This is a genomic window from Brucella sp. BE17, from assembly GCF_039545455.1.
Lineage (GTDB): Bacteria > Pseudomonadota > Alphaproteobacteria > Rhizobiales > Rhizobiaceae > Brucella.
The window spans coordinates 548,696-572,706 of the sequence record NZ_CP154467.1 but is presented as its reverse complement, the minus strand read 5'-3'; the positions used below and the strand labels follow the sequence as shown (position 1 = coordinate 572,706).

Here is a 24,011-nt window from a genome sequence, read left to right as displayed (position 1 = left end):
TTAACGTACCAGCATGGCGTTGGCGGCTCCGCCAATCGCAGCATCGTAATGTTGAACCAGAGCGCTCACAGCAGTTGCGGTCGCATCGAAGACCGGAGCCGGATACACGCCGAAGAAGATGGTAAGCACCACCAGCGGGTAAAGAATAACCTTCTCACGCGGAGAAAGATCGAGAAGCGCCTTGAGGCTCTCCTTTTCCAATGCACCGAATATGACCCGGCGATAGAGGAAGAGCGCATAGGCCGCCGAGAGGATTACACCCGTAGTCGCAAGCAACGCCACCCATGTATTGACCCGGAACACGCCGAACAGCGTCAGAAACTCGCCGATGAAGCCCGATGTCCCCGGCAGGCCGACATTGGCCATGGTGAGGATCATGAAGGCCACCGCGTATTTCGGCATATTGTTGACCAGTCCGCCGAAGGCCGAAATATCACGCGTATGCATACGGTCATAGATGACGCCGACGCAGAGGAACAGTGCCGCCGACACGATACCATGCGAAAGCATCTGGAAGATTGCGCCCTGAACGCCCTGCTCGTTTGCGGCAAAGATACCCATGGTTACATAGGCCATATGCGCAATCGACGAATAGGCGATCAGCTTCTTGATGTCTTCCTGCACCAGCGCCACAAGCGATGTGTAGATGATGGCGACGACCGACAGCGCGAAGATGAAGGGTGCGAAATCGGCAGAAGCCAGCGGGAACATCGGCAGCGAGAAGCGCAGGAAGCCGTAACCGCCAAGCTTCAAAAGCACACCGGCCAGAATGACCGAGCCTGCGGTCGGTGCTTCCACGTGCGCATCCGGCAGCCAGGTGTGGACCGGCCACATCGGCATCTTGACCGCGAAGGAAGCAAAGAACGCCAGCCATAGCCATGTCTGCATATTGGCCGGGAAGTCATGCTTGAGAAGTTCGACGATGTTCATGGTTCCGGCTTGCCAGTACATCGCCATGATGGCGATCAGCATAAGCACGGAGCCGAGCAGCGTATAAAGGAAGAACTTCAAGCTCGCATAGACGCGGCGCTTTCCGCCCCACACGCCGATGATGATGAACATCGGAATGAGGCTCGCCTCGAAGAACACGTAGAACAAGAACAGATCCAGCGCACAGAACACGCCGATCATCATCACTTCCAGAATAAGGAAGGCGATCATATATTCCTTGACGCGCTTTTCGACCGACACCCAGCTTGCCAGAATGCAGAACGGCATCAGGAAAGCTGAGAGCACCACAAACAGCATGGAAATACCATCCACGCCCATATGGTAGCTAATGCCGCCGCCGATCCAGTCGATCTGTTCGACCATCTGGAAACCGGGGTTGGAATTGTCAAAATCCGCCCAGATGACCAGTGACAGGATGAAGACGAAGATCGTGGTCAGCAGCGCAACATTCTTGATGTTGCGGCGTGCAGCCTCGCTGTCGTCCTTGATGAGAAGGATCAGTAACGCGCCGACGAGCGGCAAGAACGTGACCGTTGAGAGAATTGGCCAGTCGGTCATCAGAAAGAGCTCCCGAGCATCATCCAGGTGACGAGCGCGGCGACGCCGATCAGCATCGCGAATGCGTAATGATAAAGATATCCGGACTGCATCTTGACGACACGGTTGGTGACATCAAGCACACGAGCCGAAACGCCATCCGGGCCGAAGCCGTCAATGAGCCAGCCGTCGCCGCCCTTCCAGAACAGGCGACCGAGCCACTTGGCCGGACGAACGAAGATGAAATCGTAGAGTTCGTCGAAATACCACTTGTTGAGCAGGAACTGGTAGAGGCCGCGATGGCGCGCTGCCAGTGCCTTGGGCGTTTCGGGCGAACGGATATAGAAGATATAGGCGATCACGAAACCAGTCACCATGGCGATGAAGGGCGACAGTTTCACCCATGTCGGCACATGATGGTAATGCTCGAGGATTTCGTTGCTCGGCAATGTGAACAGCGCACCCTTCCAGAATTCGGCATAGTCGTGGCCGAAGAAGAGCTCCTTGAACACCACACCGGCAAGGATCGCACCTACTGCCAGAATGAACAGCGGCACCAGCATGACGGGCGGCGATTCATGCGCGTGATGCATGACTTCCGCCGAAGCGCGTGGCTTGCCGAAGAAGGTCATGAAAATCAGGCGCCAGGAATAGAAGCTCGTAAAGAGGGCTGCCACCACCAGAAGAGTAAAGGCATAGCCGCTTGCCGCGCTGTGCGAGGCAAAAACAGACTCGATGATCGCGTCTTTGGAGAAGAAGCCAGCCATACCGAACATGGTTCCCGGAATACCAAGACCCGTAATGGCCACGGTTCCGATCATCATCATCCAGTAGGTAATCGGTATCACCTTGCGCAGACCGCCCATGCGGCGCATGTCCTGCTCGTCGTGAACGGCGTGAATGACCGAGCCTGCGCACAAGAACAACAGTGCCTTGAAGAAAGCGTGTGTGAAAAGGTGGAAGACGGCAGCGCCATAAGCACCTACACCGAGCGCTGCGAACATATAGCCCAACTGCGAACAGGTCGAATAGGCGATCACGCGCTTGATGTCGTTTTGCACGAGTGCAACGGTTGCGGCAAAGAAAGCCGTGGTCGCACCGATGATGGTCACCACCAGAAGCGCCGTTTGCGAGAGTTCAAACACCGGCGACATGCGCGCGATCATGAACACGCCCGCGGTCACCATTGTGGCGGCGTGAATGAGTGCGGACACGGGTGTCGGGCCTTCCATGGCGTCCGGCAACCAGGTGTGGAGCAGGAACTGCGCCGACTTGCCCATCGCGCCCATGAAGAGCAACAGACAGATGACGGTGAGTGCTGTTTCCTTGTGCAGATCATAACCCAGGAAATTGAGCACCACCGCGTCGCCATCACCCGGCAGGTAATTGGCGGCAGCGGCAAAGATCGTGTTGTAATCAACTGACTGGAACAGCGCGAACAGGCCGAAAATGCCAAGCAGGAAGCCGAAGTCACCAACGCGGTTGACGACAAAAGCCTTCATGGAAGCGGCATTGGCGGATGGCTTCTTGAACCAGAAACCGATCAGAAGATAGGATGCGAGACCCACGCCTTCCCAGCCAAAGAACATCTGCACCAGATTGTCAGACGTCACCAGCATGAGCATAGCGAAGGTAAACAGCGACAGATAGGCGAAGAAACGCGGACGGTGCGGATCGTGATGCATGTATCCGATTGAATAGATATGCACCAATGCCGACACCGAATTGACCACCACCAGCATGACGCCGGTCAACGTGTCGACGCGCAGCGCCCAGTCAAACGACAGCGCACCCGACGTCACCCAGTGTAGCACTGGAATGCGCACGGTTTCAGCGTCAGCCCCAAGCGGGATCTGGAAGAACACGATCCATGACAAAATAGCCACGATCACCATAAGGCCGGAGGTTACGAATTCACTCGCCTTGGCGCCGATCTGGTTGCCGAAAAGACCGGCAATCAGGAAGCCAATAAGCGGAAGGAAGACGATCGCGTAATAGAGCATTTGCCCGTCAACCTTTCATGACATTGACGTCTTCCACCGCGATAGAACCGCGGTTACGGAAGAAAACAACGAGAATTGCAAGACCGATGGCCGCTTCAGCAGCAGCCACCGTCAGGACGAAGAGGGCGAAGACCTGTCCAACCATGTCGTTAAGCTGGCTGGAGAACGCCACGAAGTTCAGATTGACCGACAGCAGGATCAATTCAATCGACATCAGGATGACGATGACGTTCTTGCGGTTCAAGAAAATACCGAAAATGCCAAACGTCAGAAGGATGCCTGAAACGGTCAGATAATGAGCGATACCGATTTCCATAATATGTCCTCAGATGCCTTTACCCGTTTCAACGTGTCTGATCTCGACCGCCGTTTCAGGCGTGCGCGCGACCTGATCGGGGATCGACTGGCGCTTGACGTTTGGCTTGTGGCGCAATGTCAAAACGATTGCACCGATCATCGCCACCAGAAGCACAAGACCTGCGATCTGGAAGTAGAAGACGAAGTCGGTATAGAGAATGTCTCCCAACGCGGCCGTATTGGAGCGGGTTGCGAGATCCGGGATCGGCACGGCACCCTGCCCGACTTGCGGCGAAAAGCTGTGGCTTGCAAAGACGAAAATCAGCTCGCCCAAAAGGATAAGGCCGATCAGCGCGCCCACCGGCGCATATTGCAGCGCACCGCGCTTTAATTCCACAAAATCCACATCCAGCATCATCACCACGAAGAGGAAGAGAACCGCCACAGCACCCACATAAACGACCAGCAGGATCATGGCGAGGAACTCGGCCCCGGTCAGCAGGAAGAGTGCCGCCGCATTGAAGAATGTGAGGATCAGAAACAGCACCGAATGCACGGGGTTGCGTGCCGCGATCACCATGAACGCGGAGGCGATCATGATGAAAGCGAACAGATAGAAAAACGCTGCCGCAATACCTGTCAGCATGGGGTTCCCCCAACACCTTTCCGTGAGCAAGGCCCTATTGCCCTGCCCGCTTTATAAACTTCGTTCAGTCACCGGATAAACGATATCCGGTCAGCGATAAGGCGCATCCATCGCGATATTACGCGCGATTTCGCGTTCCCAGCGGTCGCCATTGGCGAGAAGCTTGTCCTTGTCGTAGTAAAGCTCTTCGCGGGTTTCAGTCGCGAATTCAAAATTCGGACCTTCCACAATGGCATCCACCGGACAGGCTTCCTGACAGAAACCGCAATAAATGCACTTTACCATATCGATATCGTAACGCACCGTGCGGCGCGTGCCGTCATTGCGGCGCGGACCGGCCTCGATCGTGATGGCCTGCGCGGGGCAGATTGCCTCGCAGAGCTTGCAGGCTATGCAGCGTTCTTCGCCATTGGGATAACGACGCAGAGCGTGTTCACCACGAAAGCGCGGCGAAATCGGACCCTTTTCATGCGGATAGTTCAATGTCGCCTTGGGCGCAAAGAACTGACGCATGGAGAGGAAGAAGGCTCCGACGAATTCCTTGAGAAGGAGCGATTTTGCGGCCTGAGCTAAGGAAGCCATTTTATTTCTCCTTACACCAGATCAAAGACTTTGATGACGGTTGCGGTCAGCACCACCATGGCGAGCGAGATCGGCAGGAATACTTTCCAGCCAAGACGCATCAGCTGATCATAGCGGTAGCGCGGAACGAAAGCCTTCACCATTGCAAACAGGAAGAAGCAGAAGCAAAGCTTTAGCATGAACCAGATGATGCCGGGCACCCAATTGAGGAACCATACATCAACCGGAGGCAGCCAGCCGCCGAGGAACAGCGTGGTCATCAGCGCACACATCAGCGTGATGGCCACATATTCGCCAAGGAAGAACAGAAGGAACGGCGTGGACGAATATTCGATCATATGACCGGCTACGAGTTCCGATTCCGCTTCCACAAGATCGAAAGGCGGGCGATTGGTTTCGGCGAGAGCCGAAATGAAGAACACCACGAACATCGGGAACAGCACCAGCCAGTTCCAGTCGAGGAACGATGCAGGCAAGCCCAGCGAAGTGCCAAGACCCGTATTCTGCGACAGCACGATGTCGGTGAGGTTAAGCGAGCCGACGGTGAGCAGCACGGTCACGATCACGAAACCGATGGAGACTTCGTAAGACACCATCTGCGCCGCAGAGCGCAATGCGCCCAAAAACGGATATTTCGAGTTCGACGCCCAGCCCCCCATGATCACGCCGTAAACTTCGAGCGAAGAAATGGCGAAAATATAGAGAATGCCAACATTGATATTAGCGACCGCCCAGCCTTCATTGACCGGAATGACTGCCCATGTCGCCATGGCCAGAACAGCCGAAATGAAGGGAGCCAGCAGGAACACGCCCTTGTTGGCACCCGACGGAATGATCGGCTCCTTGAAGACAAACTTCAGCAGGTCGGCGAAAGCCTGAAACAGACCCCATGGGCCGACCACGTTCGGGCCGCGACGAAGCTGCACTGCCGCCCAGATCTTGCGATCCGCATAAAGCAGGTAAGCCACGACGATCAGCAGAACGACGAGCAGAACGACCGACTTCAGCGCGATGATCAGCGCGGGCAGCACGTAGGTTGCAAAAATACCGTCCATTATTCTCGTTTCCTCGCCTATTCCGCTGCCTGGCTGAAATGACCAGCTGCGAGAGCCGAACATTCGGCCATCACTGCGGAAGCGCGCGCGATTGCGTTCGTCAGATAGAAGTCCTTGACCGGAGACACAAAAGTAGCACCTCCAGAAAGTTTTGATGCCTTGCCAGCAAGCGTTACGATCTCGCTTGCGTCCGCAGGTGCAATTGCGTCAATTGCCATCATATGCGGGTAATCCGCATAGAGCTTTGCACGAAGCTGCGAGAGTGAATCAAACGGCAGGCGCTTGCCCAGCGTGTCGGAAAGCGCACGCAGGATCGCCCAGTCTTCCTTGGCCTCGCCCGGCGCAAAACCAGCGCGGTTGCCCATCTGCACGCGGCCTTCGGTGTTAACCCAGGTGCCCGATTTCTCGGTATAGGCGGCACCGGGCAAAATCACATCTGCGGCATGTGCACCGGCATCGCCATGCGTGCCGATATAGACAACGAAGCTCGAACCCTTTTTGGTCATGTCGAGTTCGTCTGCGCCAAGCAGGAACACGACATCGAGATTGCCCAGCATATCTTGCGCTTTAAGACCACCCTCACCCGGTACGAAACCGAGATCGAGAGCACCGACGCGCGAGGCGGCCGTATGCAGCACCGAAAAACCGTTCCAGCCTTCGGTGATAGCGCCCACGTCCTCAGCAAGCTTTGCGGCAGCGGCCAGAACAGCCGAACCGTTTTCACCGGCAATCGCGCCCTGACCGACAATGATCAGCGGACGTTCGGCCTTGGCCAGCACATCGCGGAACGCATCCTTGCCGGAAGCGAGATTGACAAGCGTGTCGCCGCCAGCACCGAGATACTGATAGTTGTAACGCAGTTCAGCCTGCTCGCCGATGAGAGCAACTGGGAACGGACCCGAACGCTGACGCTTGCGGATACGGGCATTGAGCACGGCTGCTTCAACGCGAGGATTGGAGCCGATGATGAGCAAAGCATCAGCACTTTCAATGCCTTCAATGGTCGTGTTAAAGAGATAGCTTGAACGACCAAGTGCCGGATCGAGGGCTGCCCCGTCCTGACGCGCATCAATGCTGGTGCTTCCCAGCGACGTCATCAGACCTTTGAGCGCATAGATTTCCTCGACTGAGGCCAGATCGCCTGCAACCGCACCAATCTTGTCAGCAGAGCTCGCAGCCACCTTCGCGCCAATGGCAGCGAAAGCTTCCGGCCAGTTGACGGCAACCAGACGGCCATCTTTACGCACATAAGGACGATCCAGACGCTGCGTGCGCAGACCATCCCAGATGAAGCGGGTCTTGTCGGAAATCCATTCCTCGTTGACCGCTTCATTAACGCGCGGCATGACGCGCATGACTTCGCGGCCACGCGTATCGACGCGGATATTGGAGCCGACCGCATCCATCACGTCGATGGTTTCGGTCTTGGTCAATTCCCACGGACGCGCCTGAAATGCATAAGGACGCGAGGTCAGCGCACCTACCGGGCAAAGGTCGATCACATTGCCCTGCAATTCCGACGTCATGGCGCGTTCGAGATAGGTGGTGATTTCGGCATCTTCACCGCGACCAATGAGGCCCAGTTCCGAAATACCTGCCACTTCGGTCGTGAAGCGGACGCAGCGCGTGCAGTGGATGCAGCGCGTCATCACCGTCTTGACGAGCGGACCGATATATTTGTTTTCGACCGCACGCTTGTTCTCTCGATAGCGCGAACCATCGGTGCCGAAAGCCATAGCCTGATCCTGAAGATCACACTCGCCGCCCTGATCGCAGATCGGGCAATCAAGCGGGTGGTTGATGAGCAGGAATTCCATCACGCCTTCGCGGGCCTTCTTGACCATCGGCGTGTTGGTGAAGATTTCAGGGGCTTCGCCGTTGGGTCCCGGACGCAGATCGCGCACGCCCATAGCGCAGGACGCTGCGGGCTTGGGCGGTCCGCCCTTCACTTCAACCAGACACATGCGACAGTTTCCAGCGATGGAAAGCCGTTCGTGGAAACAGAAACGCGGGACTTCAGCCCCCGCGGCTTCGGCAGCCTGAAGGAGCGTATAGTGATCGGGAACCTCGATCTCTGTGCCGTCAACCTTGATATTTGCCATCGCTTATCCAAACCTGCGGCTCCTGCCGCACCTTCCAGATCAAACTCTTGTAGCCCCTTTTCACGGGGGCATACGCATTGCCCTAAACCTATTCCGCTGCTTCCAGACGGATATTGCGGCTTTGAACGGCATTGCGTGTGTAATCGTCGATACGCTTTTCGATTTCCGGACGGAAATTGCGAATGAGGCCCTGAACCGGCCATGCAGCCGCGTCGCCAAGCGCGCAGATCGTGTGACCTTCAATCTGCTTGGTCACGTCGAACAGCATATCAATCTCACGCTTTTGCGCGTTTCCCTTGACCATGCGTTCCATCACGCGCCACATCCAGCCCGTGCCTTCACGGCATGGCGTGCACTGGCCGCAGCTTTCATGCTTGAAGAAAGCCGACAGACGCGCAATCGCCTTGATGATGTCAGTGGACTTGTCCATGACGATCAGACCGCCGGTGCCGAAAGATGACTTCTTCTCACGCATGCCGTCGAAATCCATGATGGCATCCATCATGTCCTCGGCCTTGATGACCGGGCAGGATGCTCCGCCCGGAATGACGGCCAGCAGATTGTCCCATCCGCCACGAATACCGCCTGCATGCTTCTCGATCAACTCCCGGAAGGAGATGCCAAGTCCCTCTTCCACGGTGGTGGGCGTGTTCACATGCCCGGAAATCTGGAACAGTTTTGTGCCAACATTGTTCGGACGACCGATAGAGGAGAACCAAGCCCCGCCGCGACGCAGAATAGTCGGCGCAACCGAAATGGATTCGACATTGTTGACCGTGGTCGGGCAACCGTAAAGACCCACATTGGCCGGGAATGGTGGCTTCAGGCGCGGCTGCCCCTTCTTTCCTTCAAGGCTTTCGAGAAGGGCCGTTTCCTCGCCGCAGATATAAGCGCCAGCGCCATGATGGAGATAAATCTCCATATCCCAGCCGCACTTGTTGTCTTTGCCCAAGAGTCCTGCATCGTAGCATTCGTCGATGGCCGCCTGTAGCGCTTCATACTCACGAATGAATTCACCGCGCAGGTAAATATAAGCGGTGTTTGCGCCCATGGCACAACCAGCAATAACGCAGCCTTCGATCAGCGTATGTGGATCGTGGCGCAGGATGTCACGGTCTTTGCACGTACCGGGCTCAGATTCGTCGGCATTGACGACGAGGTAATGCGGTCGTCCATCGCTCTGCTTGGGCATGAACGACCACTTTAGGCCGGTCGGAAAGCCAGCGCCACCACGACCGCGCAAGCCTGATGCCTTCATTTCCTCGATGATCCAATCACGGCCCTTGTCGATAAAGCCCTTGGTATTATCCCAATGACCACGCGACATCGCGCCCTTCAAGGAGCGATCCTTAAAGCCGTAAATATTGGTGAAGATGCGATCCTTGTCAGCCAGCATTGTTCTGCTCCTCACGGTCCGCGCTCAAAGTTCCGTCACGATTAAGTTCGTCCCTGACCTTGGCAATTATTTCGCGGGTCGGCGAAATACGATCACCAATCCATCCAAAAATGCCTGAACCGAGTGCACCACCGACCATCAAATGCCAGCGGTAGGGATAAAGGCTCTCGAAAGCAAAAAAGGCAATCACGCCGACCACACTCGCTATCGCAAAGACAAGAGCAAGCAGGCGCACCAGCATCGGAAGCCAGATAATGTGCAATGTTGCTTGCGCACTCATTATCTCGGCTCCTTTCCGAATACCTTGATATATTCCGCAACACCACCCTTGGCCAAAGCCTTGGCCTGCTTCACCCAGTCTTCACGTTCGATGCGACCGTGGAAACTCAAGTAGCCGTCAACCCATTCCCGCTCGGCCTTTTTCCATGCGGCAACCTGTTTGAAGGTAAAGATACCCAGTTCATGCAACATGGTTTCGTTTTTGGGCCCCACACCGGAGATCAGCTTGAGATCGTCGGGAGCGTCAGGGCGTTCCATTGCCAGCGGACGGTTCTTGTCGTCGAGCGTCAATTCCTTTGTTGCCTCGACCGAAGCAGCCTTCTCAGTAGCATTCGACACTTTGACCAGCGACGGCGTGTTGAGCGCCTTGGCCGTTTCCGGCGCATTCGTCACGGGCTTTGCCGCATTCGACGGTGCAACGGTTTCAGCCTCTGCTTTCGCCTTGGCCTCGGCTTCCGCCTTGGCTTTGGCGGTAGCTTCGTCGGATGCCTTGCGGGTTTCGATCCCGATTTTTTTGTAATCGAGGTCTTCGGTCAAAGCGGTCAGACCGCTGATTGGTTCAGACGTTACGCGGCTATTCTGCGGACCGGGCTTGACGGTATCGCCTTTTCCAGCCTCGAAAGCGTCAATGATCTCCTCAAGCCGCTCCGGCGTGAGGTCTTCATAGGTGTCCTTGAGGATCATGACCATCGGCGCGTTGACGCAAGCGCCCTGACATTCGACTTCTTCCCACGAAAGCGTACCATCGGCATTGAGCTCGAAGGGGTCGTGGTGGATCTTGTGACGGCAGACATCCATCAGCGCTTCGGAGCCACGCAACATGCAGGGCGTGGTGCCGCAAACCTGAATATGGGCGCGGGTTCCCACGGGCTTCAACTGAAACTGTGTATAGAAAGTTGCAACTTCCAGAACGCGGATCAGCGGCATGTCGAGCATATTTGAGACGTGTTCGATAGCGGCTTTCGTGACCCAGCCATCCTGCTCCTGCGCGCGCATGAGCAATGGAATGACAGCCGACTGCTGGCGGCCATCGGGATATTTTGCAATCGTCTTCTGCGCCCACGCCTGATTGTCCGCATTGAATGCGAAAGCGGCTGGCTGGACATTATCTTCTGCGAGACGGCGAACGGACATCAGCGGTCAACCTCACCAAACACGATATCGAGCGAGCCAAGAATTGCCGACACGTCAGCCAGCATATGGCCGCGGCACAGGAAATCCATGGCTTGAAGATGGGCAAAGCCCGGGGCACGGAGCTTGCAGCGATAAGGCTTGTTGGAGCCGTCCGAAACCAGGAAGACACCAAACTCGCCCTTGGGCGCTTCGACTGCCGCGTAAACTTCACCGGCAGGCACGTGGTAGCCTTCCGTGTAAAGCTTGAAGTGATGAATGAGCGCTTCCATCGAGCGCTTCATCTCGCCGCGCTTGGGCGGCACGATCTTGTTGTCCATGTTGGATACAGGGCCAACGCGCTCCTTGCCGAGCAGCAGATCGACGCACTGGCGCATGATCTTCGCCGACTGGCGCATTTCTTCCATGCGGATCAGGTAGCGATCATAGCAGTCGCCATTCTTGCCGATGGGAATATCGAATTCCATCTCATTATAGCATTCATAGGGCTGCGACTTGCGCAAATCCCATGCAGCACCCGAACCGCGCACCATGACGCCCGAAAAGCCCCATGCCCATGCATCTTCAAGCTTGACCACACCGATATCGACGTTGCGCTGCTTGAAAATACGGTTCGGCGTGATCAGATTGTTGAGGTTTGTCAGGGTAGTGGAAAGAAACGGATCAATCCATTTGCCAATATCTTCAATCAACTGATCTGGCAGATCCTGGTGCACGCCACCCGGACGGAAATAGGCTGCGTGCATACGTGCGCCACAAGCGCGTTCGTAGAACACCATCAGCTTTTCGCGTTCCTCAAATCCCCAGAGCGGCGGTGTCAGCGCACCCACGTCCATGGCCTGCGTGGTCACGTTCAGGATATGGTTCAAAATACGGCCGATTTCTGAAAACAGCACACGGATGACCTGACCGCGCTTTGGCACATCGATGCCCAGCAGGCGTTCAACGGCCAGCGCATAGGCGTGTTCCTGATTCATCGGCGCCACGTAATCGAGGCGATCGAGATAAGGCACAGCCTGCAGATAGGTCTTGGCTTCCATCAGCTTTTCGGTGCCGCGATGCAGAAGACCAATATGTGGATCGACGCGCTCGACCACTTCGCCGTCAAGCTCGAGCACCAGACGCAACACGCCGTGGGCTGCAGGATGCTGCGGACCAAAGTTGATATTGAAATTACGGACCTGAGTTTCGGCCATATTCAGCTTCCTGTCGCTCAGTTCGTTTTGGCTTTTTCATCACCGGGCAGAACGTAATCCGTCCCTTCCCATGGTGAGAGAAAATCGAAATTGCGGAATTCCTGGCGCAATTGCACCGGCTCATAGACAACCCGCTTCAGCTCGTCGCTGTATCGAACCTCCACAAAGCCCGTCATTGGGAAATCCTTGCGTAGCGGATGGCCTTCAAAACCGTAATCGGTCAGAATGCGGCGCAGATCGGGATGACCGGAGAACAGCACGCCATACATGTCGTAGATTTCGCGCTCAAACCATTCAGCGCCGATGAAGACGGTGACGGCAGACGGCACCAGCGTGTCCTCATCAGCCTTGACCTTGAGGCGAATGCGCAGGTTCTGGCGCGGTGACATCAACTGATAAACCACATCGAAACGCTCGGCGCGCTGCGGATAATCCACACCGGAAATATCCGTGAGATTGATGAACTGGCACTGCACATCGTCACGCAGGAAAGTCAGAACATTGAGAATGCTACCCACAGGAACGCAAAGCGTCAGCTCGCCATAGGCAAGCTTCGCTTCCTCAATTGCATCGCCGAGGCGTTCCCGGATATAGCCGGAAAGTTCACCGAGAGCTTCTTCGCTCATTTTCTAACTTCCTTCTTCAGAACTCATGCTGTCCCTGATCGTGCTTGGGAGTCACGACCGGATCATAGCAGAACCCAAGAAAATCGGACATTGCGCATAGAGCGCAAAGCCGGATCAACGCTCGATCGTACCTGTACGCCGGATCTTCTTTTGCAAAAGAAGAATACCATATAACAGGGCTTCCGCAGTCGGCGGGCAGCCCGGCACGTAAATGTCGACGGGCACCACACGGTCACAACCACGCACCACAGAATAGGAGTAGTGGTAATAGCCGCCACCATTGGCACACGATCCCATCGAGATCACATAACGCGGCTCTGGCATCTGGTCGTAGACCTTGCGCAAAGCGGGAGCCATCTTGTTGGTCAACGTGCCTGCGACAATCATCACGTCCGACTGGCGCGGTGAGGCGCGCGGCGCAATGCCGAAACGTTCGGCGTCATAGCGCGGCATGGAAATATGCATCATTTCCACAGCACAGCAGGCCAGACCAAACGTCATCCACATCAGCGAGCCGGTGCGCGCCCATGTGATCAGCGCGTCAGCGGAGGTTACGATGAACCCTTTGTCCGAGAGCTCGCCATTCAAATCATTGAAGAACGCATCATCTTCACCGACAGGCCTGCCGGTACGCGGATCGAGAATACCCTTGGGCTGCTGCGCCACGAGTGTGTTTCCGGTCAATCCCATTCCAGCGCTCCCTTCTTCCATTCATAAATGAAGCCGATGGTCAGCACGCCAAGGAAAAGCATCATCGACAAGAAGCCGAACCAGCCGATCTGGCCGAAGGACACAGCCCACGGAAACAGGAAGGCGACTTCAAGGTCGAAGATAATGAAGAGAATCGACACGAGATAGAATCGAATGTCGAATTTCATGCGAGCGTCATCAAAGGCATTGAACCCGCACTCGTAAGCAGAAAGCTTTTCGGGGTCGGGCTGTCTATAGGCGACAAGAAACGGCGCAACCAGAAGGGCTACACCAATCACCATAGCGATGCCGAGAAAGATGACGATCGGCAGATAGGAACTTAAAAGCTCGTTCATGGTCCTTTATCCGGCTTGAATACGAGGCTGCGCCGCCCGTCTTAAACTTTTTAAAGCCCACGACCATGCGACACATTGCATCTGTTGCAACCCCGTCGCCCCAAGCAGCTTCAAAAGGCATGCCGTGCGAACTAAGCGCTTTTCGAGCGGACGGGTACAGCAGCCCGCGCCCAAGTGCAACCCCTCCCGCATTATCATGCCGGCAAGTCGTGCCATGATGCTTAACGCAAGATGCAGCAGCAGGCCCGATAACCCAACAAAACCCCTTCCAGTACCGAAAGGATCATAATTTTGTGAATTCCCGCTGACAACAGAACAAAGAATCACACACTCTTATAGATAGGATAGAGCTGAGCCGGAAAAAGACACTGCAGGCGCGACAAATAACCCCTGCCCCGTACGATCTCCTCCGGGAAGAATCATCAGCCTTCTGTCTCTCCCACGCAATATTCGTGTCGTCCGGGCGCCAGAACGTGAAAATGGAATCGCTTCACATCGCTGTTCAGCGCCAATTCATGCCTTCAGCCGATCTTTGGACACCTTATCATAGGGGAAAGAACAGGAAGAAAGGAGGTCATCCATGCCAAACACTCTGCTCGCGAGCGGTGACCTCGTCGTCATCGCAGCAATCGTACTCTCGATCGCGTATCTGTCATGGCGACAGTTTTTTCGCTAAAAGGCAAATGACGTGATGCGCCATTTCCATCTCAATCATCTTATAATGTTTCTGAGAGAAAATGGCGCGAGTGACGGGGCTCGAACCCGCGACCTCCGGCGTGACAGGCCGGCACTCTAACCAACTGAGCTACACCCGCGCATTTCTTGCAACCTTTCGGCCACATAGCCTGAACATTTTCGTCCGGCGTGAGCGGTCGTTTAAGGGGTCGACGCAGCGGTGTCAAGCAGAGCTTCAGCAAACAATCGTAATATTACACAATTGCATTGAGCAAAGCCGCGAAACTAGTCAAAAGCCGGGCTTTTCAGGAAAAATATGCGCAGACAAAGGCGGAAAGCGCCACTTTCGTTTCAACAGTCTATTTGATTGTTTGAAGAAAGTGGCGCGAGTGACGGGGCTCGAACCCGCGACCTCCGGCGTGACAGGCCGGCACTCTAACCAACTGAGCTACACCCGCGCATTTCTTGCGACCTTACGATCACTTTGCCCTGATGTTTCCATCTGGCGTGAGCGGTCGTTTAAGGGGTTCGTGAACAAGTGTCAAGCAAGGAACCGCCAGAAAACAAAAAGAATTTCAGGTTTTCCACGGACCACAGAGTCTACAGGCTTATTCAGGCAGCCATAGCGCTTTATAACTTAAAAACCCCGCACACGGCGGGGCTCTTCACTTCAATGCATAAAGCGCTTAATTCGGCAGTTGCGACGCCGCCTGCTTGACCGTATCGGCCAGCGTCTGGCAAAGCTTTTCTTCGGAAACGTTCTGTGCTTTAGCGCTTTCAGCGAAATCCTGATCAACGCCCATGGCCGAAACCTTGCCCTGCTTTCCGCTTTCCTCCGCAGAATCGGCTTTGGATGCATCGGACGGCGCAGGAATCAGACCGATAAGCTTGCTTTGAACGTCAACCGCAGCACCATCTGTATAGCCCTTTTCCTGACAATATTTCAGTACGCCAAGCTGATTACGGGCGGCAGTATAAGCCATTTCCATCTGTTCCGGTGTCGGCTGCTGTTGGGCTGAGACAGGAGCAAGACCGGCCCCCAGCAAGAGAACTGCCAGAGAAACGCGCACCATATTGGACATGATTTTTCCTTCATCAGTTTTAATTCGTAGTGAGCTAAAACGATTTCGGAGGCTGGGAACACTCAAGAAAAATTAAATCCAGAAATAAAAATCTGCATCCAATGCGGCAATGAAAATATACCATTATTGAATTAAAGTTGAAATACGGCGGCGTGCTCAAGCGGATGAAAAAGTCCGGTGTAACGCGCTTTCACACGGTTACGATAACTCGCGCCCGGCCACGAAAAGAATTGAAATTTATCTTATAAGCGAGACGACTTGACTTAGAGGCCAAGGAATTGCTTTTTAACGACGGTTTTGCGGTTATTGGAGCGCGACGATTTTGGCAGAAAAAATACAACCGATCAACCGAAGTGCAGCGGGCAATCTCGTCAGCAAGGTGAGCAATGAGCTCAGGCAATCGATTCAATCTGGCAATTTTGATCCTGGCAGCAAATTGCCAAGTGAGGCGCAACTGACAACGCAGTTCGGCGTAAGCCGCACCGTAGTGCGCGAAGCCATTGCAGCACTTCGCGCCGATGGCCTGGTGGAAGGTCGACAGGGCTCGGGCGTTTTCGTTCTTGAAGCCCCTCGCCCCGAAGCACTGCCTTTCCAGAACATCGATTATGACCGCGTCTCCTCGGTGATCGAGATTCTTGAACTACGTACCGGCGTTGAGGTCGAAGCGGCGGGACTTGCTGCTCTGCGTCGCTCCCCGCAGCAGGAAGAAACAATTATTGGCTGCCATGAGCGCGTATTGGCCTGCATGAAAGAAGGTAAGACCACCGCGGAAGCAGATTTTGCCTTGCACCTCGCCATAGCGGATGCCAGCAACAATCCGCGCTTCGCTGAATTTCTGTCGATGATCGGCGGTGGCATCATTCCGCGTGCTGCCCTTCAGCCCGGACCCGACGCCAGCACGCAGGACTATATCGTGCGTCTTCACAGTGAGCATGGACAGATTGTCGAAGCCATACTCAACGCTGATGAGGAAGGCGCACGCGAAGCCATGCGCTTTCACCTCAAAGGCAGCCAGACCCGTTACCGCAACCTGCTGCGACGCAATCGCGACAACTTATAATATAAGTTATTGACACTCATCTTATGAATATATAATCCATGGTGGAACACTTCACGAGGAGAACCCCATGGATCCGCAACAGATCAAACAAAAGCTCGGCGCTGGCCTGCTTTCTTTTCCGGTAACGCATTTCGATGCGGAAGGTCGCTTCGCAGCTGAAAGCTACAAGGCGCATGTCGAATGGCTTTCCACTTTCGATGCGCCGGTACTTTTCGCCGCTGGCGGTACGGGCGAATTCTTCTCGCTGCGCCCGGATGAGATCCCGACCATCGTGTCAGCGGCCAAGGAAGCCGCCGGCAACAGCGACACCGCTATCGTCTCCGGTTGCGGTTATGGTACTGACGTTGCCATCGAGATCGCAAAATCGGCCGAAAAAGCCGGTGCAGATGGCATCCTGCTTCTGCCGCATTACCTGATCGATGCGCCGCAGGAAGGGCTCTATGAGCATGTCAAGCGCGTCTGCCAGTCGATCGGTATCGGCGTCATGGTCTATAACCGTGACAATTCGGTTCTTCAGGCAGACACCTTGGCCCGCCTTTGTGACACCTGCCCCAATCTGGTCGGTTTCAAGGACGGTGTCGGGGAAATCGGTCTGGTGCGCCAGATCACCGCAAAAATGGGCGACCGCCTGACCTATCTCGGCGGCATGCCGACGGCAGAACTCTTTGCCGAAGCGTATCTGGGCGCCGGTTTTACCACCTATTCCTCAGCCGTGTTCAACTTTGTGCCGGGCCTGGCTGTCGAGTTCTACAAGGCATTGCGAGCTGGCGAACGCGCAACATGCGAACGCATCCTCAATGATTTCTTCTATCCGTTCATGGCCATTCGCGCCCGTCGCAAAGGTTATGCGGTTGCTGCCGTCAAGGCTGGTGTGCGCCTGCAGGGCTTTGCTGCTGGTCCGGTTCGCTCGCCTCTCTCTGACTTGACGAAAGAAGAAGAAGGAATGCTTGAAGCCCTGATCGGCAATCATGCCCGCAAGCAAGCTGCTTAAAGCTTAAAGCAAACGAACAAAGAAAGCCGCAGAATAAAATCTGCGGCTTTCTTTATGTCTGCGGATCAATGGTTTTATATCAGAACTTAAAAAGAAGCCGCCCATCCGGGCGGCTTCTAATTTTATGGACTTATCCATTCACGACATAATCATATTCAAGGTCGCGTTTGACAGCTTCCGCATCGCGCTTATCGACCGGCCCATAGCCGCCGCCGCCCGGCAATTGCAGGATCAGGCTACGACCGGCCGGCACATGCTGGCGACCCTTGGCATTGAGCACCGTTCCGTCATCGAGCAGAACGGCACCGGCCGCACCGTTTTCACCGCCTTCACGGCCGCGCGGTGGGTGCTTGATGCGGTCGAACATGGCGTTGAAATAGATCTCGTGTCCTTCTGTCGGCGCTATTTCGACCACCTGACCGAGACCACCGCGAAACTCACCGGCACCACCCGAACCATCGCGCAATTCCTTGCGCCAGAAAATGACCGGGCCGACATGCTCGGTCGCCTCGATCGACATGGAATGCACACCGCTCGGAAAAGCCGTGGCACTTAAGCCGTCGAGATGTGGTCTTGCGCCGGTGCCGCCGCTGTTGAAAAGAAGCACTTCCGCGCGATGACCGCCATCCTTTGGCGCGTCCTTGCCTGTGAGCGGACGTGCGCTGACATGCAGATTCCACAACGCTCCCGATCCTTCCGCCGGCACTTTTCCCGGCAACATCTTGTGCACAGCCCCGAGCACCGCATCGGGGACCAGATGACCAAGCACGTGACGCACCGAAACAGGTGCCGGACGCTGCGCATTCAGGATACAATCCTTAGGCGCTGCCACCTTGAATGGCAGGAGCGACGCGTGGTTGTTGGGAATTTCCGGTGCGAGCGAGCATTTAAGCCCATAACAGGCATAGGCTGACGAATAGATCAGTGGGCAGTTGATGCCCTTGGGACTCGGTGCTGACGTGCCATCGAAATCGGCCAGAATGTGGTCGGCATGCACATCGATGCGCACAGCAATATCGATCGGATCACCATAGCCATCCACGCGCATGACGTTGGAATAGGTGCCATGCGGAAGGGCCGCGAGCAGTTCAAGGGTTGCATCATAGCTGCGCTTGAAGATGAAGTCGGCCAGCCCTTCGAGATCATCGAGCTGAAACTCGTCCATCATGTCCATCAGGCGGCGATGGCCGATTTCGTTGCAAGCTGCGAGCGAATAGACGTCGCCGACAACCTGATGGCTTTCGCGCACATTGTTACGCAGGATATTCACCAAATCCTTATTGACCACACCGCGCTCGGCGAATTTCATGATAGGCACGAAAATGCCTTCTTCATAAACTTCGTTGGCATCGGGGCCAAAACCGCGTCCGCCAACATCCACAACGTGGGCCGTACAGGCGAAAAAGCCGGTCAGCTCACCCTTGCGAAAGCTTGGCGATACAACGGTGAAGTCGTGAAGATGGCCAGTACCCTTCCATGGGTCATTGGTGATATAAACATCGCCCTCAAAAATATTTTCGCGACCGATATCGTTGATGAAATGTCCGACGGCTTCCGCCATGGCATTGACGTGGCCGGGCGTGCCGGTCACGGCCTGTGCGATCATCAGACCGGCGCGGTTGAAGACACCGGCGGAAAGGTCGCCCGATTCACGCACGCTCGTGCTGAAAGCGGTGCGGATAAGCGTGACGGCCTGTTCTTCGACAACGGAAATCAGGCGGTTCCACATGATCTGCATATGGACATCGGAAATGGGTTTCTTTGTCATGATAGAATTCCTTAAGCAGCCTTGGCGCGCAACAGCAGGCATCCGTCTGCCTGCATGATCGCTTCACGGCTTGAGGTGACAACGGTCGAGGTTTCACGCTCGGTGATGATGGCGGGGCCGGAAATCCAATCGCCGGGCTTCATGGCTTCGCGCTCGATAATCGCGGTATCTAGAAAACGCTCTTCGAGAATGTCGAAGACCTGGCGCTTGCCGGAGATTGCGGCCTCTGCCTGTTTCTGCACGGGCTTTGCAGGTGTGGGCGGCGCGGCATCCGCACTGGCACGCAGCGACCAGCTCACGATCTCGACATCGAGATCGTCGATGACACGGCCAAAGAAACGCTCATAACATTCATCGAACAGCGTACGGAACAATGTAGCGTCCGCATCGGTGTAATCGCGTACATCGATGGTCACAGGCACTTCCCAGCCTTGGCCTGCATAACGCATATAGGCCGTGCATTCGAGCGTCGGGTTGGCGTCCGGGGCACCGGAGCGCACAAACGAGGTTGCTTCTTCAACCAGTTCCTCGATGACCGCATTGATGGCCCTGCCCTCGAAGCGGCTTAAGCGGCTATAAGCACTACGGACCGATTCAAAACCGAATGGCGCACGCAAGAAGCCGATGGCCGACCCCACGCCCGCACCAGGCGGAATAAGCAAGTCGATGACGCCGAGTTTTTCACAAAGGCGCGCGGCATGAACGGGGGCTGCTCCACCAAAAGCGATCATGGTGAATTCGGACAATTCCTTACCGTTTTCAACCGCATGCATGCGTGCGGCATTGCTCATATTTTCGTCGACCACTTCGCTCAACCCATAGGCGGAAGTCGACACATCCGAACCAAGTTTGGAGCCGATATCGGCCTCCATCGCCTTCTCCGATGCTGAGCGCGAGAGTTGCATAGTGCCGCCGGCAAAGCCATCGGGGTCAAGACGGCCTAAAATGACATCGGCGTCGGTAACGGTGGGGTGCGTGCCGCCGCGATCATAGCAGGCTGGTCCCGGTTCCGAACCCGCACTATGCGGGCCGACGCGGATCTGGCGCATGCTGTCGACGGTTGCAATCGAGCCACCGCCCGCACCGATCTCGACCATTTCGATCACCGGAATGGAAATCGGCATGCCGCTACCCTTCTTGAAACGATAGGTGCGTGCCACTTCAAAGGTTTTGGAGGTTTTCGGCATCTGCTGTTCGATCAGGCAGATTTTGGCAGTCGTGCCGCCCATGTCGTAAGAAACGACCTGATCGAGCTTGTGATTGGCCGCGATGTGGGCGGCAAAGATTGCACCACCAGCGGGACCGGATTCAAGCAGGCGCACCGGAAATTCGATGGCGCTTTCGATGCTGATGATGCCGCCGCCCGAATGGATCATGAAGACGGGTGCGACCAGCCCTTCCTCACGCAAGCGCCCGACAAGACGATTAAGATAGGAGGCCATCAGCGGCTTGACATAAGCATTTGCACAGACGGTGTTAAAGCGCTGGAATTCGCGCATCTGCGGGGAAACTTCGCACGAAATCGAGACCGAAAGATCGGGCTTTTTTGCAAGCAGCCGTTCGCGGAAACGGCGCTCGTGCTCGCCATTAAGATAGGAGTGGATGAAACCGACGCCAACACTTTCATAGCCATGCGCAATGATACGGTCGCAAAGCGCATCGACCTCGGTGTCATCCAGCGGCTTCAATACCTCGCCGCTTGCGCCCATGCGCTCATCGAGCACCAGACGGTCATTGCGCGCTACAAGCGGCGCGGGAAGTACTATATCGAGATCATATTGCTCGAAACGGCTTTCGGTGCGCATTTCAATCACATCGCGAAAGCCTTTGGTCGTTACAAGTGCTGTTTTGGCACCGCGCCGTTCGATCAGCGCATTGGTTGCAAGCGTCGTGCCATGGATCACAGTGTCGATCTGGTCGAGCGCAATGCCTGCCTTATCCGCGACCTCGCGAATAGCCTTGATGATGGCGTTTTCCGGAAATGCATAATCCGTCAGCACCTTGGTCGAATGAAGGGTGGAGCCTACTTCCATCGCCACATCGGTAAAAGTTCCTCCGATATCGACACCGACCCTGATCAGTTTGCCATCTATCGTCATGTTCTGCCTAACTCCCGGAATGATATCTATGCCTTGGTTGCGGAGCGGGACTCAAAACACCCGGCGCAGGCACGCGTTTATCGGTTCCCGCAATCGCTTGTTTGCGGGTTCAATGTCTTCGAATGCTGGTAATCTTGCGTCCCCCGATGCGCTCAGGCGCACCGGGAAGGCTTGGGTTTGGTAGCCTTGGGTTAATAGGCTTGGGTTTAAACTTACTGCTTGCCGGTGAAATCCACCCCTTCAAGCGTTGTCGGCAGTTCCGGACGATCGACGCCAATCCATTTTTTGTAAAGCTCGTCGAGTGAACCGTCCGCGTTGTGGCGCGTCACAAAATCATTGAGATAATCGAGCATTTCCTGGTCGCCCTTGCGCACAGCCATCGCTTGAATATTATCGGCTGCCTTGTATTTGCGCTCATATTTGTCGCCATTGCCGGTATTCTCAATCACAAGCCCGTAGGTAAGGCTGCCGAGAATGGCATCGACCTGTCCTGAAAGAAGCGCCTGTACGGTAGTCGCGTCATCGTCAAAACCCTTGATCTTGGTGCCAGCCGGGGCGACCTTCTTGAGGATCGGCTCGAAAGAGCTGCCCCGATTGACGCCGATCGTGTAATTGGCGAGATCGTCATTGCCTTTGATGTCGGCATCTTTCTTGCCCCAGACGGTGATGTCATTGGCCGAGTAAGGAAGCACGAACTGGATGACCTTGGCGCGTTCCGGCGTAATTGTCATCGAGGGTACGAGAAAATCCACCATACCATTGGTAACCAGCGGAATGCGGTTTTGTCCCGTTACGCGCTCAAACTTGACCTTGACGCCCAGCTCCTTGGCAATAAGGTTGGCAACATCGATGTCGTAACCGCCGTTCTGGCCATTCTCATCGATAAAGCCCCATGGAAACTGGTCCATTTGCACACCAATCACCGCCACGCCCTTGGCCTTGATTTCTTCCGGGCTGGCTGCCTCGGACGCACCGACATTCAATGCCGATACGATCATGCTGGTGGCTAAAGTGAGAGCGATTGTCGAACGCTTGTAAACCCGATTGATCATGTTCTTACCTCTGGTTGATTTTACCTGATTGCTTTGGTTTTTACGCATGTCTTTGTTCCGAAAACGGTTCCCAGTTTCAGGAGACATGCTTTATCGCGAAGCATTGAGACGCTTCTCGATCCGGGCGCTGTAATAGGTGAGTGGAACGCAAATGATGAAATAGATGAGCCCCACCGTGCCGTAGACCTTCATCGGCTCGAAAGTGATATTGGCCATCAACTGCCCCGAACGGGTGAGTTCCGTCAGTCCGAGAAGGGCGGCCAGCGCCGTTCCCTTGATCAGATTGACCAGAAATCCGATTGTCGCCGGAAGGCCTATGCGAAATGCCTGCGGCAGCACCACGTCCTTCATGCGATAGAAATACCCGACCCCCAATGCGCGGGCGGCCTCGTCCTGCCCCGCAGGTACAGCCTGAATGCTGCCACGCCAGATTTCGCCCAAAAATGCGCTGGCATGCAGTGACAGACCGGTGATCAGCGCCACCCATATATCGACCCGGATACCCAGGATCGGCAGGCCGAAATAGACAAAGAAAAGCTGTATCAGCAGCGGCGTGCCCTGAAAAATCTGGATATAGGTCGCCATCAGATAGCGCAGCCATTTTCTTGTGGACGTCCGCCCAAGAGCTACCAGAAGCCCGCCAAGACCGCCGAAGGTGAAGGCCAGAATGCACAGGATCACCGTCCACTGTGCTCCCTGAAGAATGAAGAGAAATTCTGAGAAACCAAAACTGCGTATCATCTTTGGGCCTCACTTCGACGGGTAGGAGAAATAGGTTCTGCCGATGACTTGCAGAACGATGGAGAAGAACTGCGAAAGTGCGAGATAGATGACGCCGAGCACGAAATAGATTTCAAAGCTGCGAAACGTTTCGGAATCGATCATCTGTCCGACATAGGTGAGTTCTTCCGCGGAGATCGACGCGACAAGACTGGAGTTGAGCATCATCAGAATAAACTGGCTGCAAAGGGCCGGATAAACCGCGCGAATAGCCGGGCGGAAGATGATGAAACGATATATGTCGAATGTATGCAGCCCCAGCGCCTTACCGGCCTCGACCTGCCCTGCCTTGATCGACTCGACACCGCCGCGCACGATTTCTGCCGCATAGGCCGCGCAATTGAGCGTCATGGCGAGGATAGCTGCCTGTTCTGCCGAGAGCGTGATTCCCAGCGTCGGCATGCCGAAGAAGATAAAGAACAACTGCACCAGAAAAGGTGTGTTACGGATCAATTCGATATAGCCGAAAGCTGTGAGTGAAATCACACGCACCGAACTCATGCGCATCAGCATGAAGACAATGCCGAGCGTTAAGCCCAGAACCATGGAAATGGACGAAATTTTCAGCGTCTGGATCGCACCGTTTAGAAGTGCGGGCCATGCTGCCAGAATCGGTCCCATGTCAAATGTATATTGCATTCGCTATCTCCCACTTAT

At 55.3% G+C, this 24,011-nt stretch carries 22 protein-coding genes and 2 tRNA genes; 2 read left to right on the top strand and 22 right to left on the bottom strand.

What is annotated here, in order from left to right:
• The 17 genes from AAIB41_RS02805 to AAIB41_RS02725 all read right to left on the bottom strand — a co-directional run bounded on the left by AAIB41_RS02805 (position 1) and on the right by AAIB41_RS02725 (position 15,604).
• Positions 1-1,509: an NADH-quinone oxidoreductase subunit M gene (locus tag AAIB41_RS02805; RefSeq protein WP_343314092.1), complete on the bottom strand. Its 1,509-nt coding sequence runs from the start codon at positions 1,507-1,509 to the stop codon at positions 1-3.
• Entirely contained in the window at positions 1,509-3,491 is a 1,983-nt protein-coding gene (gene nuoL, locus AAIB41_RS02800) for an NADH-quinone oxidoreductase subunit L (RefSeq protein WP_343314091.1), read from the bottom strand. Before nuoL ends, AAIB41_RS02805 begins: the two co-directional genes overlap by 1 nt.
• A 7-nt stretch (positions 3,492-3,498) precedes the next feature.
• Positions 3,499-3,807 carry an NADH-quinone oxidoreductase subunit NuoK gene (gene nuoK, locus AAIB41_RS02795; RefSeq protein ID WP_343314090.1) on the bottom strand — a complete coding sequence of 103 codons (309 nt, stop codon included), beginning with the start codon at positions 3,805-3,807 and terminating at the stop codon, positions 3,499-3,501.
• A gap of 9 nt (positions 3,808-3,816) precedes the next feature.
• A complete protein-coding gene (locus AAIB41_RS02790; RefSeq protein ID WP_343314089.1) occupies positions 3,817-4,434 on the bottom strand; it encodes an NADH-quinone oxidoreductase subunit J in 618 nt (205 codons plus the stop codon).
• A gap of 90 nt (positions 4,435-4,524) precedes the next feature.
• On the bottom strand, positions 4,525-5,016 hold the full coding sequence (gene nuoI / locus AAIB41_RS02785; RefSeq protein ID WP_343314088.1) for an NADH-quinone oxidoreductase subunit NuoI: 492 nt from the start codon (positions 5,014-5,016) through the stop codon (positions 4,525-4,527).
• 11 nt (positions 5,017-5,027) lie between these two features.
• Complete coding sequence (gene nuoH, locus AAIB41_RS02780; protein WP_343314087.1) at positions 5,028-6,071, bottom strand: NADH-quinone oxidoreductase subunit NuoH; 1,044 nt, start codon at positions 6,069-6,071, stop codon at positions 5,028-5,030.
• A gap of 17 nt (positions 6,072-6,088) precedes the next feature.
• On the bottom strand, positions 6,089-8,173 hold the full coding sequence (gene nuoG / locus AAIB41_RS02775; protein WP_343314086.1) for an NADH-quinone oxidoreductase subunit NuoG: 2,085 nt from the start codon (positions 8,171-8,173) through the stop codon (positions 6,089-6,091).
• An 88-nt stretch (positions 8,174-8,261) separates the two neighbouring features.
• The gene (gene nuoF, locus AAIB41_RS02770) at positions 8,262-9,569 is read right to left on the bottom strand and encodes an NADH-quinone oxidoreductase subunit NuoF (RefSeq protein ID WP_343314085.1); all 1,308 of its coding nucleotides are present in this window, start codon (positions 9,567-9,569) and stop codon (positions 8,262-8,264) included.
• A complete protein-coding gene (locus tag AAIB41_RS02765) occupies positions 9,559-9,849 on the bottom strand; it encodes a hypothetical protein (RefSeq protein ID WP_343314084.1) in 291 nt (96 codons plus the stop codon). The genes nuoF and AAIB41_RS02765 overlap by 11 nt, the downstream gene beginning before the upstream one ends.
• Positions 9,849-10,982, bottom strand: a complete 1,134-nt coding sequence (locus tag AAIB41_RS02760) for an NADH-quinone oxidoreductase subunit E (protein ID WP_343314083.1) — start codon at positions 10,980-10,982, stop codon at positions 9,849-9,851. The genes AAIB41_RS02765 and AAIB41_RS02760 overlap by 1 nt, the downstream gene beginning before the upstream one ends.
• The gene (locus tag AAIB41_RS02755) at positions 10,982-12,175 is read right to left on the bottom strand and encodes an NADH-quinone oxidoreductase subunit D (protein WP_343314082.1); all 1,194 of its coding nucleotides are present in this window, start codon (positions 12,173-12,175) and stop codon (positions 10,982-10,984) included. Before AAIB41_RS02755 ends, AAIB41_RS02760 begins: the two co-directional genes overlap by 1 nt.
• 17 nt (positions 12,176-12,192) lie before the next feature.
• The gene (locus AAIB41_RS02750) at positions 12,193-12,801 is read right to left on the bottom strand and encodes an NADH-quinone oxidoreductase subunit C (protein WP_343314081.1); all 609 of its coding nucleotides are present in this window, start codon (positions 12,799-12,801) and stop codon (positions 12,193-12,195) included.
• 114 nt (positions 12,802-12,915) lie between these two features.
• Positions 12,916-13,491 (bottom strand): NADH-quinone oxidoreductase subunit B, encoded by a 576-nt coding sequence (locus tag AAIB41_RS02745; RefSeq protein ID WP_343314080.1) that lies wholly within the window; start codon positions 13,489-13,491, stop codon positions 12,916-12,918.
• On the bottom strand, positions 13,482-13,847 hold the full coding sequence (locus AAIB41_RS02740; RefSeq protein ID WP_343314079.1) for an NADH-quinone oxidoreductase subunit A: 366 nt from the start codon (positions 13,845-13,847) through the stop codon (positions 13,482-13,484). The genes AAIB41_RS02745 and AAIB41_RS02740 overlap by 10 nt, the downstream gene beginning before the upstream one ends.
• Before the next feature lie 738 nt (positions 13,848-14,585).
• Positions 14,586-14,662 (bottom strand) — tRNA-Asp (locus tag AAIB41_RS02735).
• A gap of 241 nt (positions 14,663-14,903) precedes the next feature.
• Positions 14,904-14,980 (bottom strand) — tRNA-Asp (locus tag AAIB41_RS02730).
• A 228-nt stretch (positions 14,981-15,208) separates the two neighbouring features.
• On the bottom strand, positions 15,209-15,604 hold the full coding sequence (locus tag AAIB41_RS02725; RefSeq protein WP_343314078.1) for a pore-forming ESAT-6 family protein: 396 nt from the start codon (positions 15,602-15,604) through the stop codon (positions 15,209-15,211).
• A 322-nt stretch (positions 15,605-15,926) separates the two neighbouring features.
• Here AAIB41_RS02725 and AAIB41_RS02720 point away from each other — a divergent pair, with 322 nt between their 5' ends.
• Both AAIB41_RS02720 and kdgD read left to right on the top strand, forming a co-directional pair.
• Complete coding sequence (locus tag AAIB41_RS02720; protein ID WP_343314077.1) at positions 15,927-16,664, top strand: FadR/GntR family transcriptional regulator; 738 nt, start codon at positions 15,927-15,929, stop codon at positions 16,662-16,664.
• Between the two features lie 67 nt (positions 16,665-16,731).
• Entirely contained in the window at positions 16,732-17,655 is a 924-nt protein-coding gene (kdgD, locus tag AAIB41_RS02715; protein WP_343314076.1) for a 5-dehydro-4-deoxyglucarate dehydratase, read from the top strand.
• Positions 17,656-17,785: 130 nt separating this feature from the next.
• Here kdgD and AAIB41_RS02710 read toward each other — a convergent pair whose 3' ends face one another.
• The 5 genes from AAIB41_RS02710 to AAIB41_RS02690 form a co-directional block, all read right to left on the bottom strand.
• Positions 17,786-19,423 carry a hydantoinase B/oxoprolinase family protein gene (locus tag AAIB41_RS02710; protein ID WP_343314075.1) on the bottom strand — a complete coding sequence of 546 codons (1,638 nt, stop codon included), beginning with the start codon at positions 19,421-19,423 and terminating at the stop codon, positions 17,786-17,788.
• A gap of 11 nt (positions 19,424-19,434) precedes the next feature.
• On the bottom strand, positions 19,435-21,522 hold the full coding sequence (locus tag AAIB41_RS02705; protein ID WP_343314074.1) for a hydantoinase/oxoprolinase family protein: 2,088 nt from the start codon (positions 21,520-21,522) through the stop codon (positions 19,435-19,437).
• Between the two features lie 212 nt (positions 21,523-21,734).
• Positions 21,735-22,622: a transporter substrate-binding domain-containing protein gene (locus AAIB41_RS02700; protein WP_343314073.1), complete on the bottom strand. Its 888-nt coding sequence runs from the start codon at positions 22,620-22,622 to the stop codon at positions 21,735-21,737.
• A gap of 42 nt (positions 22,623-22,664) precedes the next feature.
• Positions 22,665-23,315, bottom strand: coding sequence for an amino acid ABC transporter permease (locus AAIB41_RS02695; protein WP_343314072.1), 651 nt, complete (start codon positions 23,313-23,315; stop codon positions 22,665-22,667).
• Positions 23,316-23,324: 9 nt separating this feature from the next.
• Positions 23,325-23,993, bottom strand: a complete 669-nt coding sequence (locus AAIB41_RS02690; RefSeq protein WP_343314071.1) for an amino acid ABC transporter permease — start codon at positions 23,991-23,993, stop codon at positions 23,325-23,327.
• Positions 23,994-24,011 lie beyond the last annotated feature (18 nt).